The organism is Meiothermus taiwanensis WR-220 (assembly GCF_003568585.1).
Lineage (GTDB): Bacteria > Deinococcota > Deinococci > Deinococcales > Thermaceae > Meiothermus > Meiothermus taiwanensis.
Window position 1 is genome coordinate 200,630 of sequence record NZ_CP021131.1, and the last position, 14,075, is coordinate 214,704.

The window sequence follows — 14,075 nt, forward strand, 5'->3', positions numbered from 1 at the left end:
TCAGGCGCAGCGCGAGGAAGAGCGCGACAGGGCTCAGGACCGGGCTGGCGGCAGCGTGAACCAGAAGGTGCTGCCGCGCCCGACCTCGCTCTCGAGGCCCATCGTTCCCCCCATAGCCTCGACCAGGCCCTTGGCGATGGTCAGGCCTACCCCGCTTCCGCCGTCCTGCCGGCTGCGGGCCGAGTCCACGCGGTAGAAGCGCTCGAAGACCCGCGCCTGGTGCTCGGGGGGTATGCCAGGGCCGGTGTCGCGCACGCTGAAGCGCACCCCGCCCCGCGCCGGCTCGGCCTTCAGCCCCACCTCCCCGCCGGGCGGGGTGTGGCGCAGGGCGTTGGCGAGCAGGTTGGAGAGCACCTGCTGCAGGCGCTCGGGATCGCCCCACACCGCCGGCAGCGGCCCACAGGGCTCGAGCCGCAGGGCCACCCCCTGTTCCGCGAACACCAGCTCGAAGCGTTCGGCCGCCCGCCTCAGGGCCGCGGCGGGGTCGAGCGCCTGCGGGCGAATCTCCACCGCTCTCGCCTCGACCCTCGAGACCAGCGACAAATCCTCGACCAGGCGACGCATGGCCCGCACCTCGTGGCTGATGCGCCCGGCGGCCTGCTCGGGCGGTAGCACCCCGTCGGCCAGGGCCTCGGCGTAGCCCTGCAGCCCGGCCAGGGGCGTGCGCAGCTCGTGGGCGACGGAGCCGATGAGCTCGACGCGGCTCTGCTCGACCCTCTCCAGCGCCTCGGCCATGCGGTTGAAGTCCTGGGCGAGAGAGGCCAGCTCGTCGCGGCCGTGCACCGGCAGGCGGTCGTGGTAGTGCCCCTGCGCGATGCTACGGCTGCCATGGGCCAGCAGCCGCACCCCCTGGCTGACCCGCCTCGAGACCACCCAGGCCGTGCCCGCCGCCAGCAGCCCGGCCAGCGGCAGCGAGGCCAGCCAGGCGGCGGTGAGGGTCGAGCGCAGGCCGCGCTCGAGGTCGGCGTGCAGCTCGTGGCCCTGCGGCCCGATGGCCGCCACCATCTGCTCGATGTGGCTCTGGTAAAAGCGCGGGGCCAGCCACTCCGCGAAGCCCAGCAAGGCCACCAGCGCCACCAGCGCCGCCAGCAGGTGGGTCAGGAACAGCCGCGTGAACATTATTCCTCCCGGAAGCGGTAGCCCACCCCGCGCACCGTCTCGATGTAGCGGGGGTTGTCGCTGTCCTCGCCCAGCTTCCGGCGCAGGCCCGCGATGTGCACGTCCACCACGCGATCTACGCCGGGGAAGTCCCCGCCCCACACCCGCTCGAGCAGCCGCGCCCGGCTCCACACCAGCCCGGGGTGCTGGGCCAGGGTGAGCAGCAGGTCGAACTCCAGCCGCGACAGCGGTAGGGGAGCCCCGTTCAGCAGGGCTACGCGCTCGGCGGGCTTGAGGGTGAGGGCCCCGAAGGCGAGTTCGTCGCGCAGCCCCCGGCGTCGCAACAGCGCCCGCACCCGTGCCACTACCTCGCGCGGGCTGAAAGGCTTGGTCACGTAGTCGTCGGCGCCGAGATCGAGGCCCTCGATGCGCTCCTCCTCCTCGCCCTTGGCGGTGAGCATCAGGACGGGGAGGTCGGGGTAGTCCCGCCGCGCCTCCCGGGCCACCTCGAGCCCGCCCACCTTCGGCAGCATCAGGTCCAGGATCAGCAGGTCGGCCGCGCCCAGCCGGGCCAGCGCCTCGGCCCCGTCGCGCGCCTCCACCACCTCGTGCCCCTCCTGGCGCAGGTAGGCCCCCAGCACCTCGTGGATGGAAGGGTCGTCATCGACCAGCAGCACTCGAGCCATACTCACCCCCAGCTTACACATGCCGTGCGGCCGGTGACCAAGAGCTAGTGACGTGTGGGAGTATCCCCCCTAGCCCCCCTTGCTAAGGGGGGTGGAGAAGTAGCGTCTTGCGGCTTGCGTATTGCGTACGACGTACGACCCGCGCTCAGCTATCAGCTATCAGCTATCAGCGTCGAACATTCAGCGTCTAGCGCACCGGGTTCTCCGGCCCCCGGCCCCGGTAGGCGTCGATGAAGGCGGCAGCCGCGGCGGCGTCCCAGCGCTCCAGCCGCAGCAGCTTGGTCCAGGCGGTGAGCTCGACGGTCTGGCCCAGACCCGCCTTGGGCACCACCACCAGCCCGTCCCACTGGCCCCGGTAGCGGCCGGCCCAGACCCGCAGGGTCTTGAGCACTTCCTCCCCGGGCTGGTCGTAGTAGATCACGACGTTGCCGTGCTCGAGCGCGTGCACCAGCTTTTCCCGGGGCTCGCCGCGGGTGTAGAAGCCCGGCTCACTCCAGTTGTACCAGTGCGTCCCCGAGGTGGGCGGGTCGGTGGCGTAGCTCAGCGAGGCGCCGATGTTGGCGTGGCTGCGCCCGTAGTCCGGGTGGTTCTGCACCTGCGTGAGGGCCGGCTTGCCCTCCTCGATGAGGCTCTCGAGGCTGGGCACCCCCTGCTGGCCCTGCCAGCGCAGGAAGCCCCAGACCGCCACCGCCAGCACGAGAACGCCGCCGATGACCCAGGGCCAGGGGCTGGGCTTGGGCTTGGACGAATACTTCAAGGCCTGTTTCCGTGCGCTCTTTCCCATAGACCCTACCAAGCTACCGCATTCGGGGTGAGGGCAATTGGGATTTCAGGTTGACTTCCAGACTTGACCGTTATTCAGGGTTGAGGCTAGATAGAGGCATGAACTTACGCGAAGCCTTAGCCTCATTGGACGATCCACGCTACCAGAACCGGCGCTATCCGCTGTGGGGGGTGGTGGCATTGGTGCTGGTGGCCTTTGTGTGCCGGGTGGACTCCCTGCGGGGTGTGGCCCGCTTTGCCCAAGCCAATCCCTTCCTGTGTAAGCCCCTGGGCTTGCGCAAGGCCCCAGGACGCAGCTCAATCGCCCAGCTCATCCGCCGCTTGGACCCGCAAGCGCTGGGTTCAGCCCTGCAACAGGTCTTTCCCGAACTCCCCCTTCCCGCCTCTTTCCCTACCTCTACCGCTACTACCTCTGCCCTGGTCGCGGATGGCAAGGTCTTGCGGGGGAGTGCTAAAGGCGAGAGCCCGGTGGTGCGGGTGGTGGAGCTGTGGTGTGAGCAAGCCCGCCACAGCCTGGCCCAGGCCCAAGTCGGTGGGCGGGAGGATGAGGCCTTGCTGGGTCTGCTGGAGCGCATGGGGCTGGAGGGTTTAGCCGGTCGGGTGGTGGTGGCCGACGCGGGCTTCCTCTACCCCCGGGTGGCCGAAGCCATCCGGGCTAAGGGGGGGATTACCTGCTGAGCCTGAGAGCCAACCAAGCCCGGGCGTTGGAGGCGGTAGAGTGGCTGTTCGCTTGCCTGGACGAGCATCCCCTGCCCGGGGAAAGCATCGTCCAGTGGGAAGAACTCCGTGACGGGGAGGTGTGGCGCTACCGGGCCTCGGCCTCCCCCCATCTCCCCCCCTGGCTGGACTTCCCTTTTGCCCGGCAGGCCGTGCGCCTGGAGCGCTGGGTGTGGCATAAGCGCAGCAAGCAGCAGCGCTACAGCGTGCACTACGCCCTGAGTAGCCTCAGACCCGAGGCGGCGGGGGCCAGGCGTCTGGGCGAACTCATGCGCCAACGCTGGGGCGTGGAGAACCGGAACTTCTGGGTACGCGACGTGCTCTTACGCGAGGACCATGCCCAGGCCCGTGGCGCCCTGGCCTTCAACCTTTGTGCCCTGCGGGCTTTCGTGCTGAACTGCCTCAACTACCGCAAGGTCCAGGCTAAAAAAGCCGCCCTGGAAGCCTTCTCCTTCAACCCCCTCTCCGCTTTGAGGTTCCTGGGGTTGCATACAAAAGATGTATAGCGGTCAAGTCTGTAATCGGCCCGGCAATACTTGAACAAACGCTCATGTATTGCTAGACTCCTGCTATAGCTGAGCGGTTGCTCAGATATTGAAACCGCGTTCTCAAGAGGAGCCCTGATGAGCCGCCCAACGCCCGCACCCCCCGCGCCCTCCGCGCCCGAGCTGTGCTACCGGGTCGAGGGGATGGACTGCGCCGACTGCGCCAACAAGATCGAGGCCCTCGTCCGCAAGACCCCCGGCGCCAGCAACCCCCGGGCGGTCTTCGCCACGCAGCTCCTCCGGCTCAACCTCGACGAGTCGGTCACGCCGCGCCGGCGGCTCGAGGCCGACCTCCGCGCGCTGGGCTACGAGCCGACCCTGCGCAGCGCCGGCGCCGAGGCGCGGGAAGCGCACGCCCCCGAGGCCCCGCCTGACCCCGCCCACCCGCACGAGGGCCGGCCCTGGCACGCCACCCGCCAGGGGCGCGGGGTGCTCCTCAGCGGGGCCCTGCTGGCGGCGGCCTTCGCCTTCGGCTTCCTCGAGCCCCGCCTTGCGCAATGGGGCTACGTCGCCGCCACGCTAGTCGGGGTCTGGCCGCTGGCCCGCAAGGCCTGGGCGGGGGTAAGGCTGGGCAACCCCTTCGGCATCAACACCCTGGTCACCATCGCTGCCATCGGCGCGGTCGTGATCGGCGAGGCCCCCGAGGCCGCGGTGGTGGTGTTCCTGTTTGCGGTGGGCGAGCTGCTGGAAGGCATCGCCGCCGGAAGGGCCAGAGCAGGGATCAAAGCCCTGGCCGCCTTGGCCCCCAAGACCGCCTTCCTCCTCGAGGGGGAAGGGGAGGACATCCGTACCCGCGAGGTCCCCGCCAGTAGCCTGCGGGTCGGGCAGGTGGTGCAGGTGCGCCCAGGCGGGCGGGTCCCCGCCGACGGCACCATCCTGAGCGGGTTCTCGGCCCTGGACGACTCGCCGGTGACCGGAGAATCGGTGCCGGTCAGCAAGGGCCCCGGTGACCGCGTGTTTGCTGGCTCCATCAACACCGACGGGGTGCTCACCGTGCGGGTGGACAAGGACCCCTCCGACAACACCATTGCCCGCATCATCCACCTCGTCGAGGAGGCCCAGGGGTCCAAAGCCCCCACCGCCCGCTTCATCGACCGCTTCAGCCGCTACTACACCCCTGGGGTCCTGGCGATCGCGACCTTGATCGCGGTGGTGCCCCCCCTGTTCCTGGGCGGAGCCTGGCACGAGTGGCTCTACAAGGCGCTGGCGCTATTGCTCATCGGCTGCCCCTGCGCGCTGGTGCTCTCGGTGCCGGCGGCCATCACCTCGGCCATCTCGGCGGGGGCGCGGCGGGGCCTGCTGATCAAGGGGGGCGCGGTGCTGGAGACCCTCGCCCGCGTCCGCACCGTCGCCTTCGACAAGACCGGCACCCTCACCGAGGGGCGGCCCCGGGTGACCGATGTGGTTGCTCTGGAAGGCTCCGAGGCCGAACTGCTGGGCCTCGCCGCTGCGGTCGAACAGGGCTCCTCCCACCCCCTGGCCAAAGCCATCGTGGAGAAGGCCGACGAGGTGGGGGCCACGCTGCCCCCTTCCAGCGACCAGCAGGCCGTCCAGGGCAAGGGGGCACAAGCCATGGTGCAGGGCCGAACCCTGGTGGTCGGCTCGCCCAGGTACGCAGCCGAACTCGCTCCCCTGGCCGCAGAGGTAGCCGGGCAGATCGAGGCGATGGAACTCCAGGGCAAGACCGTGGTGGTGCTGCTGAACCCGCCCACCCCGCTGGGCCTCATCGCCCTGCGGGACGAGCCGCGGCCCGACGCCCGCAAGGCGGTGCAGGCGCTGCACCGCATGGGTATCCAGACCGTGATGCTCACCGGCGACAACCGCCGCACCGCCGAGGCCGTGGCCCGCCAGCTGGGCATAGACACAGTAATCGCCGAGGTTTTACCCGAGGACAAAGCGGCTAAGGTGAAAGAGCTCCAGGCCCAGGGGCGCAAGGTGGCGATGGTGGGCGACGGCATCAACGACGCGCCCGCCCTGGCCTGGGCCGACGTGGGCATCGCCATGGGAGGGGGCACCGACGTGGCCCTCGAGACCGCCGACGCCGCCGTGCTGCGGGGCTCGGTGCGGGGGGTAGCCGAGCTGGTGCGGCTCTCGCGGGACACGATGCGGGTCGTGGCGCAGAACATCGCCTTCGCGCTGGGCCTGAAGGCGGTGTTCCTGGCCACCACGCTGCTGGGCATCACCGGTTTGTGGCCCGCCATCCTGGCCGACACCGGGGCCACCGCGCTGGTCACGCTGAACTCGCTGCGGCTGCTGCGCTTCCGCTAGCCGCCCGCGGCCTGTGGCCTGTGGCATACTCGAGACGAGGTTATCGCGATGCCGACCGCTTTAGACCGAGCCGCCGCCTGCGAGGAGCGGGGCATCCACCCCGAAGCCCTGGAGAAGGCCCGCCGGGCGATGCCAGACGGGGTGCAGATGGCTCGAGCTAGCCGACTACTCAAGGCGGTGAGCGACCCCACCCGGCTGCGCATCCTGGCCGCGCTGGCCGCGACCGAGCTGTGCGTGTGCGACCTCGCCGCCCTCACCGGCACCAGCGAGTCGGCGGTGAGCCACCAGCTAAGGCTGCTGCGGGGGGAGCGGCTGGTGGCCTTCCGCAAGGAGGGGCGCATGGCCTACTACCGGCTGATGGACCACCACGTCACCGACCTCATCCGCAGCGCGCTCGAGCACGCCCAGGAGCCCGGCTGAGCCGGCCGCCCTCGCGCCCGCCTCCCCAAAGAACGGGCTCCCGGAAAGTCAAACCAGGCCCTGCTGGGCGGCCAGCGCGGCGGCGCGGGCGCGGGTGTCGGCGCCGAGCTTGTTGAGGATGGAGGTGACGTGGAACTCGGCGGTGTGCTCGGCAACGCCCGGATCATCGTGCGCGATCGGTTTTGCTGAGCCTGGCAGGGTCGGGGTGTGCAACCGCTACCCGTCGGGGAACTTGACCATCAGGAGGGAAGATGGGGTGAAGCCGGGGTCGCGGCTGGATCGAGCGGCCCTGCTCCTCCTGTCTGCCGGTCGTCAAGCGCCATGCGGCAAGGGTGCATGCTCCACCCGGGCGGGATGGCCGAACCGCGTGGCTTGCGCCTGGAGGATGCGCAGGCGGGTTGGCCACTAGCTTTACGCAGATTTAACATGGGGTCTTTACACTACACGCTGTAGTGTAAAGGGGGGTCCCCGCCATGAATCACTTTCTCGTCGACGTTCTTCCCTGGGAGCAGCAAGTCTGGATCGTCCCCCCGGAGCAGCTTTCGCTCAGCCAGTACGTGCGCTACCGCTGGTGGAAAGCCCGCACTTTCCGGAGCTCGCTCAAGCTCTCCCGGCCTCAGTGGTACGGCTTCTTGAGCCATGAAGGCCGGTGGGTGAGCATGCTGGAAATCGTCCACCGCCCGGCGAAGGTCGGGGTGGAGGACGTGCGGCTGGGCTTGGTAGGGGCGGTGACCACTCTCCCGCAAGCGAGGGGCAAAGGCTACGCCTCCGTGCTGCTGCGGGAGAGCATCGGGTTCATCGGCGACCGGCTTAAGTGCGATTTCGCCTGGTTGATGTGCGCGGAGGATCTGGTCCCCTTCTATGAACGCCTGGGCTGGCAGCGCGTGCAAGGGCCGTTTTACTTCCAGCAGCCCGGCGGCAGGGTGCAGGGTGAGTTGGCGGCAATGGCGTTCGCCTGTCAGGGCAGGTCCTGGCCGGAAGGGGAGCTCGACCTGTGCGGCCTGCCCCTCTAGCAGCTCTGACCCGGGCCGTGGGGTAACCAGTCCCGCAGATGCCACTCCAGAGGCGCGGCGTGCAGCAGGAGTGGTACGAGGGACAGTGCCGCCAGGATGAGCGCGCTTTTCACCACAGCCGCCCGCCAGCGGTGCCCCTCAAAAAGAGGCGCCGGTTGCCCCAAGACGGCCTGCACCCGCAGAGCCAGGCTCGAGCCTAGAATTTCAGCATTCGGGGCCGACTCTGCATGGGCATGCCGTGCGAGGCGCAACAAGGCCGAGGCCACCACGTCACCGCCCACCGCCGCCGCCGCCCGGTCGGCGTCGAGCTCTTCCCGTAACCACCAGGCCCGCTGCAGGAGCGGTGCGACGGGCAGGAATGCCGTGGCGGCGGTCAGGCCGGCCACCCACAGGCCACGTTTGACCGAGCGGCGCATCAGATGGTACCGCTCGTGCAGCAGGACAGCTTTGAGCTCCTCGCGGGGCAGCAGCTCGACCAGGCCCCGGCTCACCACCACCTCGGAGAGCTGGGTGAAGGCGAACACGTCGGGCCGGTCCACGTATACCACCCGCCTCAAGCCCAGGCTCTGCGCGAGCTCGCTGAGATCGGGGGGCTGGGCGGCCCCGCCGACCTCACGGCGCAGTGAGGCCAGCAGAGCCCACCTCGTGACCAGCTCGCGCAGCATCCGGAAAGCCGCGAGAGCCCCTGGACCCAGCGCGGCCAGCAGAACCAGCCCGACGGCCGCCTCTCCTGCCCGGAGGGCGAACCAGCAGTCCCCGAGCCAGTCCAAGGCCCCGCTCATGCCCGGGTGACCGCTGGTGCCTGCCACCAGCAGCAACGGCGCCCCCAGCAGCAGCAGCAAGGTGAGCAGGCTGGCCTCGATGGCGCGACCCATAGGCTCACGAGCCTTCCCGTTTGCGCCGCAGTAGGGCCTCGAGCTCGGCGATGCGCCCGGGATCCTCGCGCTCGAGCGCAGCGACGAACTGGGCCACCGCGTAGTCCCCGAAATCGCGCACCAGACCTACCACAACGTCGTGGGTCAACCCCTCTACGAAGGCTTCCCTGGACAGGGCCGCTCCGTAGACCGAGCGCCTCCCACCCGGTTGGCAGCGGGTCACCAGCCCTTTGGCGACCAGGCGACTGAGCACCGTCATCACCGTGTTGAAGGCTAGCCGCTGCGGCAACAAGGCCTTCTGCACCTCCGCGATCGTCTGGGGCCCATGCTTCCACAGCACTTCCATCACCGCCGCCTCGAGGCCGCCCAGGACCCGCTGCAACCCCTGCTCGTTGAGGTGGAACGAGCGCACCTCGCCCATAGGCTCAGTGTACCTGTCGGAGGACAGGTTTTACATGGTCGTGACTGCCTTAGCTGCACTCCGTGTGCGCGTTTGGGCCAATCAAGGTCTTGAAACCTCGTCAAAGTACCGTCGGCACTGCGTAGCGGGTGACGGGTAGCTAAATGCCCACTTCAAGGACGCTCGAGGCCTGCTCGGTAGAGTTGATGGCCGCAACCTTAGCCTGGCCGCGGAGGGCTTTACGGAAACTTAACCGTAAAACCTTAACTTGACAGGCATGGTCAGAATCCTGCCATCCCTTGGCATCGCAGCGCTCCTGTCCAGCGGCCTCGCCCTGGGCCAGAGCAAGCAGCCTGACCCCCTCAGCATCGAGGCCCTGCGCGCCCGCAGTTACCCGGGCAGCGCCATCACCGTCGAGCGCACCCTCACCTCGGGCGCGAACTACCGGCGCTACATCGCCTCCTACCGTTCCGATGGCCTGAAGATTTTCGCCCTCTTGACCGTACCCTCGGGCACCAAGCCGAAGAGCGGCTGGCCCGCCGTCGTGTTTAACCACGGTTACATCCCGCCCGAACAGTACCGCACCACCCAGCGCTACGAGGCGTACGTGGACGCACTGGCCAGGGCGGGCTATGTCGTGTTCAAGCCGGATTACCGGGGGCACGGCAATTCCGAGGGCCAGGCCGAGGGAGCCTACTGGTTTCCGGGCTACACCATCGACGTGCTCAACGCAGTCTCCTCGCTGGCGAAGCTTAAGGAAGTCGATGCCGGGCGTCTGGGCATGTGGGGACACTCGATGGGTGGCTACCTCACCCTGCGGGCCATGGTCGTCGACAAGCGCATCAAGGCCGGGGTGATCTGGGCGGGAGTGGTGGCACCCTACACTGACCTCGTCAACAATTGGCGGCGACCGTACATGGGTGGGCAACCCTCAACTCGGGTACAGCAGCGCAGGCGGGAGATCTTCGATCGCTTCGGCACTCCCGAGCAGAACCCCGGGTTCTGGAACGCTATTTCGGCCAACAGCTACCTGGCAGAAGGCATGGCGCCGATCCAGCTTCATCATAGCCCTGCCGATACCCACGTCCCCTACGCCTTTTCGCAGACCTTGGCGCGGCAACTCAAGGCGGCCGGGCAGCCGTATGAGTTCTATAGCTACGCCGGAGACGACCACAACCTGAGCAAGAACTTCGCCCAGGCTATGCGGCGCTCGGTGGCGTTCTTCGACCGCTACCTGAAAGGGGGATCGTGAACCGGCGGATCGTGCACCTCCTGTTGCCCGTGCTTCTGTCCACGGCCGGGGCCGTGCCCGGGGCGGTGCGGCTGGAAGGCGTTCGCCACGAGTACCAACGCCTCAACAACTGCGGCCCCGTCACGATCGGGATGGCCCTGAGCTTCTGGGGGAGCAAGCTGACGCAGTACCAGTCCGCTCCTGTGTTGAAGCCCAACCGGGCCGACAAGAACGTCTCGCCCGATGAGCTGGCAGCTTATGCCCGCAGCCAGGGCTACGCCGTGCACGGGGGCGCAGCCGGCGATTTGGCGTTGATCAGGCGGCTGGTGGCAGCGGGTTACCCGGTAATCGCCCAGACCTGGTTCGTCAGCGACCAAGGCGGCATGGGTCACTACCGTCTGATTACCGGCTACGACGAACGAGGGGGCTATTTGTGGGCCTACGACTCCTACAACGGCCCCAACATACGCCTCGAGTACACGGAGTTTGACAGCCTGTGGCAGGTGTACAACCGCACCTATCTAGTGGTTTATCCCAAAAGCCGTGAGGGGGAAGTGCGCAAGTTGCTGGGTGATCGGGTGAACGCGGGATGGGAAGACCAGCACGCCCGGGCGGTAGCCCTCCAGGAAACCCGGACCCAGCCCCGTAACGCCTTCGCCTGGTTCAACCTGGGCACCAGCCTGCTTAAGCTGGGCGACGCCGTGGGGGCTGCCCAAGCCTACGACCAAGCCCGCGGCCTGCCGGTCAACCGGGCCTATGACCCCGACCGGCCCGGCGGGATGCTGGGTAATTGGCCTTGGCGTACCCTGTGGTACCAGTTTGGTCCCCTGGAGGCTTACTACAAGGTGGCCCGCCATGGCGAGGTGGTTTCCTTAGCTAGTGAGACCCTGCGGTGGGCTCCCGACCATGAGGAGTCGTACTACTGGCGCGGCAAAGCCCGGGCTGCGCTGGGACAGCGTAATCTAGCCCTGGCTGACTTCCGGGCAGCCCTGCGCTATAGACCCGGCTATGCCGAAGCCCGGGCTGCGCTGCGGGAATTGCAGGCGAAAGCCGCACGCTAGGCTCAAAACTGGATCGTGCCAGTCCCCTCGCCGAAGCGGCGGGGTATCATGCCGATGATCCAGTCGGTAGCAGCCACGTAGGTCCAGGGCGACCCCTACGATCACCGCGATCCCGGAGAGGCCAATTAGCGTTGCTGCGGTCAAGATGAGGGTTTCATACCCGATTCGGTTAGTTCGTCACCGTTCGGTGACGAACTGACCCGACCGAAGTTATCCGCGTGGCGGAGGGCGGTAGCGCCCCTCGGGAGGGATACGCTTGCTTCGCCGACCGTCAGGGAGGGGTATGCTCTGGGACCCGAAAAGATAGCCTCCGGGGCTCTTCGGTTTGGAAGATTATCTTTTTGAATCCGGTATCGTATAGGCTCCAAGGGCAGCTAAGGTCGTGGATCAGAGCAACCGTTCCAACCGAAAGGGGAACTGATGCCTGAACGCCTCGGCCATGGTGGCCCCGGCATGGCTCAGCAGTCCGTGATAGAGCGCCGACGACTTGTCCATTTCGCGATGCAGCGAGCGCCCCAGCTCGAGGTCGGACAGGTGGGCATATCCAGGAACAATGGTCTCCAGTGACTCTGGGTTAAGCCTGCTGCGCAGCACCTGTGCAGTGAAGGCCATCTGCCCCTCGAGCACCCCCAGGGCCTGTTGCTTGAGGGCAAAGGTGGATCCGATCTCGACCACACAGTTGGGGTTGTGCGGCGACATGTAGTAGAGGTCGCGGATCAGGTGGCGCTCAAACCCGCCACACTCCTCGATGCGCCAGTCCCGTCCGGCCAACGAGGCCGCCTCGAGATACAAGAGCATGAGCAGTCTGCGGTCGGGGTCGAGGTCGGCATAGGAATGCTCGGGGTCTTGCGTGATCAGGATGTCCGGGCGGGTCTCCCGGATCAGTCGCACCAGCTTGATTTTGGAGGGGGTGTCGAGCTGGGTCTCGCCGACCTGAAACTCCAGGAACCGCACCGACCGTACCCCCAAGATCTTCGCGGCTTGCTCGATCTGGGGGCGGGTCTGCGGCCTGGACAGCACCACGGCAGCGTGTACGGCATCGCCCCCCTGGGCGTGCAGGGCCAGCGTACCACCCACTTCCACGATCTCCAGGCCATAGGTCGCCAACATCAGAATGCTTTTGGGCATACGATCAACCTTTGCGCAAGCGCGGGAACAGATAGCCTTCCAAAGCGCGGCCGGTAAGGGCGAAACCCAGCACCGCTAACGTGATCATCACCCCCGGGGGCACCACCCACCAGGGCCACGAACCGTTGAGAAAAGCCCCGCGAATCTGGGCGTAATAGAGGATGGAACCCCAGCTCTTGCGCACCGGGTCACCCAAGCCCAAGAAGGAGAGTGAGGCTTCGATCAGGATGCTGCCGGATGCCACCAGAATGAACTGCGAGACTGCGATGGGCAGCACCCCGGGCAGGATGTGGCGGAAGAGGATGTGGAAGTCGCTAGCCCCCAGGGCCCTGGCCCCTTCGACGTAGGTCGCCCCGCGCAAGGCCAGCACCCCGGAACGGATCACTCGAGCGGGTCGCGCCCAGATGACCAGCATGATGGCGGCAATCAGGTTGCCGGTGCTTGGTCCTAGATAGGCGGCCACCACGATCATCAGCGGGATGAAGGGCAGCACCAGCATCACGTCCACCAGGCGCATCAGCGCCCCGTCCAGCCAGCCACCGCTGTAGCCCGCTACCAGACCCACCAACGTACCGATCAAGATGGCGCCTGCCGCAGCGCTAAAGCCGATCAGGAGCGAAACCCGCGTACCCACGATTAGCTCGGAGAGAATGTCCTGACCCACGTCGTTGGTGCCCAGCAGATGGGCGCTCGAGGGTTGCTCAAAGGGTTTGCCGCTGGGCAGGGTGGGGTCATAGGGGGCGATCAGCGGGCCGAACAGGGCTAAAAACAACATCAAGGTCAGCAAGCCCAGGCCCGTAACGCCGACAGGGCTAGCCAGAAGCATCTTCGAAAGCTCGCGCCAGCGTCTTGATCGGGCCGAAGCAACAGCAGAGCTAACCATGTGAACCCCGTACCCTGGGGTCAACCAGGGGATAGAGCAAGTCTGCCAGCAGGTTGAAAAGCAACACCGAAAGCGTCACCAGGAAAAAGGCCCCCTGCAGCAAGGGGTAATCGCGGTTGGTGGCCGACTCAAACAGCAGCCGCCCCACCCCTGGATAGGAGAACACCGTCTCGATTACTGCGGCCCCGCCCACCAGCGTTCCCAGGTTGAGCATGAACACCGTGAACACCGGGAGGATGGCGTTGCGCAGGGCGTGCTTGTAAAGCACCTGGCGCTCGGCCATTCCCTTGGCCCGGGCGGTGCGGATGTAGTCCTCTCCCAGCACGGCGAGCATCGCGTAGCGCATCACCAGGTAGGTGCCGGAGAGGCTGGCGATGGTGAGGGTGGTGGCGGGCAATACCAGGTGACGCGTCACGTCTACCACCGCCGACCAGCCCTGGTAGTTGGCCCACGCAGTTCTGGCCCCGAAAACCGGGAAGATCTGTAGCTGCACGGCGAAGATCGCCACCAGCATCATCCCCAGCCAGAAGGTGGGCACCGCGTCAAGGGCGATCGAGCCGGCCAGGGTGGTGTTGTCCAGCATCCCCCCACGCCGCCAGGCGGCCAGGGCCCCTACGATGACGCCGAAGAGCGAGGAGAGGAGCAGGGCGGTTGCAGTGAGCAGAAGAGTCCAGGGTAGGCGCTCGAGCAGGATCGAGCGCACCGGACGATTTTCCTGGTAGCTGTAGCCGAGATCGCCACGGGCCAACTGGCCCAGGTAGCGCAAGAACTGCACCAGCAGCGGCTGGTCCAAGCCCGCGCGCTGGAGGATGGCCTGGCGCTGCTCGGGGCTCAGCGTGGCCACCTCATCACCAGCGAGGAACTGCAACGGGCTGCCCGGCATAGCCCGGGGCAGGAAGAAGTTCACCGTCACTGCGACCAGCAGCACCAGGAGGTATTGGCCCAGGCGATTGAGCATCGACTGCCC

The 14,075-nt window shown here is 67.3% G+C and carries 16 protein-coding genes; 7 read left to right on the top strand and 9 right to left on the bottom strand.

Going from position 1 to position 14,075, the window contains the following annotated elements; translation table 11 throughout:
* Positions 1–33 precede the first annotated feature (33 nt).
* The 3 genes from MTAI_RS14710 to MTAI_RS14720 all read right to left on the bottom strand — a co-directional run bounded on the left by MTAI_RS14710 (position 34) and on the right by MTAI_RS14720 (position 2,568).
* The gene (locus MTAI_RS14710; protein WP_027887980.1) at positions 34–1,119 is read right to left on the bottom strand and encodes a sensor histidine kinase; all 1,086 of its coding nucleotides are present in this window, start codon (positions 1,117–1,119) and stop codon (positions 34–36) included.
* Positions 1,119–1,784, bottom strand: a complete 666-nt coding sequence (locus MTAI_RS14715; RefSeq protein WP_027887981.1) for a response regulator transcription factor — start codon at positions 1,782–1,784, stop codon at positions 1,119–1,121. The genes MTAI_RS14710 and MTAI_RS14715 overlap by 1 nt, the downstream gene beginning before the upstream one ends.
* 187 nt (positions 1,785–1,971) lie before the next feature.
* Positions 1,972–2,568 (bottom strand): thioredoxin-like domain-containing protein, encoded by a 597-nt coding sequence (locus MTAI_RS14720; RefSeq protein WP_027887982.1) that lies wholly within the window; start codon positions 2,566–2,568, stop codon positions 1,972–1,974.
* 98 nt (positions 2,569–2,666) lie between these two features.
* On the opposite strand from MTAI_RS14720, the gene MTAI_RS15530 reads away from it, so the two are divergent.
* The 4 genes from MTAI_RS15530 (at position 2,667) to MTAI_RS14735 (ending at position 6,517) form a co-directional block, all read left to right on the top strand.
* Entirely contained in the window at positions 2,667–3,245 is a 579-nt protein-coding gene (locus tag MTAI_RS15530; RefSeq protein WP_027887990.1) for a transposase family protein, read from the top strand.
* Between the two features lie 26 nt (positions 3,246–3,271).
* Positions 3,272–3,790: a hypothetical protein gene (locus tag MTAI_RS15535; RefSeq protein WP_036197009.1), complete on the top strand. Its 519-nt coding sequence runs from the start codon at positions 3,272–3,274 to the stop codon at positions 3,788–3,790.
* Between the two features lie 117 nt (positions 3,791–3,907).
* Positions 3,908–6,097: a heavy metal translocating P-type ATPase gene (locus MTAI_RS14730; protein ID WP_187388629.1), complete on the top strand. Its 2,190-nt coding sequence runs from the start codon at positions 3,908–3,910 to the stop codon at positions 6,095–6,097.
* Between the two features lie 48 nt (positions 6,098–6,145).
* Positions 6,146–6,517 carry an ArsR/SmtB family transcription factor gene (locus tag MTAI_RS14735; protein ID WP_027888516.1) on the top strand — a complete coding sequence of 124 codons (372 nt, stop codon included), beginning with the start codon at positions 6,146–6,148 and terminating at the stop codon, positions 6,515–6,517.
* 48 nt (positions 6,518–6,565) lie between these two features.
* On the opposite strand, the gene MTAI_RS14740 is transcribed toward MTAI_RS14735, so the two are convergent.
* Complete coding sequence (locus tag MTAI_RS14740) at positions 6,566–6,730, bottom strand: hypothetical protein (protein ID WP_155915755.1); 165 nt, start codon at positions 6,728–6,730, stop codon at positions 6,566–6,568.
* Positions 6,731–6,990: 260 nt separating this feature from the next.
* On the opposite strand from MTAI_RS14740, the gene MTAI_RS14745 reads away from it, so the two are divergent.
* Entirely contained in the window at positions 6,991–7,530 is a 540-nt protein-coding gene (locus tag MTAI_RS14745; RefSeq protein WP_051304245.1) for a GNAT family N-acetyltransferase, read from the top strand.
* Here MTAI_RS14745 and MTAI_RS14750 read toward each other — a convergent pair.
* Positions 7,527–8,405 carry a M48 family metalloprotease gene (locus tag MTAI_RS14750; RefSeq protein WP_027888517.1) on the bottom strand — a complete coding sequence of 293 codons (879 nt, stop codon included), beginning with the start codon at positions 8,403–8,405 and terminating at the stop codon, positions 7,527–7,529. The two genes, MTAI_RS14745 and MTAI_RS14750, sit on opposite strands and share 4 nt — an antisense overlap.
* Before the next feature lie 4 nt (positions 8,406–8,409).
* Positions 8,410–8,826 carry a BlaI/MecI/CopY family transcriptional regulator gene (locus tag MTAI_RS14755; RefSeq protein ID WP_027888518.1) on the bottom strand — a complete coding sequence of 139 codons (417 nt, stop codon included), beginning with the start codon at positions 8,824–8,826 and terminating at the stop codon, positions 8,410–8,412.
* 256 nt (positions 8,827–9,082) lie between these two features.
* On the opposite strand from MTAI_RS14755, the gene MTAI_RS14760 reads away from it, so the two are divergent.
* Positions 9,083–10,057, top strand: a complete 975-nt coding sequence (locus MTAI_RS14760; protein ID WP_119339789.1) for an alpha/beta hydrolase family protein — start codon at positions 9,083–9,085, stop codon at positions 10,055–10,057.
* Positions 10,054–11,097, top strand: coding sequence for a C39 family peptidase (locus tag MTAI_RS14765; RefSeq protein WP_223299774.1), 1,044 nt, complete (start codon positions 10,054–10,056; stop codon positions 11,095–11,097). The genes MTAI_RS14760 and MTAI_RS14765 overlap by 4 nt, the downstream gene beginning before the upstream one ends.
* Before the next feature lie 387 nt (positions 11,098–11,484).
* Here MTAI_RS14765 and MTAI_RS14770 read toward each other — a convergent pair whose 3' ends face one another.
* The 3 genes from MTAI_RS14770 to MTAI_RS14780 are packed head-to-tail and all read right to left on the bottom strand — an operon-like array spanning position 11,485 to position 14,066.
* Complete coding sequence (locus MTAI_RS14770; protein WP_027888521.1) at positions 11,485–12,225, bottom strand: PIG-L deacetylase family protein; 741 nt, start codon at positions 12,223–12,225, stop codon at positions 11,485–11,487.
* A gap of 4 nt (positions 12,226–12,229) precedes the next feature.
* The gene (locus MTAI_RS14775; RefSeq protein WP_027888522.1) at positions 12,230–13,051 is read right to left on the bottom strand and encodes an ABC transporter permease; all 822 of its coding nucleotides are present in this window, start codon (positions 13,049–13,051) and stop codon (positions 12,230–12,232) included.
* 49 nt (positions 13,052–13,100) lie between these two features.
* Complete coding sequence (locus MTAI_RS14780; protein WP_027888523.1) at positions 13,101–14,066, bottom strand: ABC transporter permease; 966 nt, start codon at positions 14,064–14,066, stop codon at positions 13,101–13,103.
* Positions 14,067–14,075: the final 9 nt, after the last annotated feature.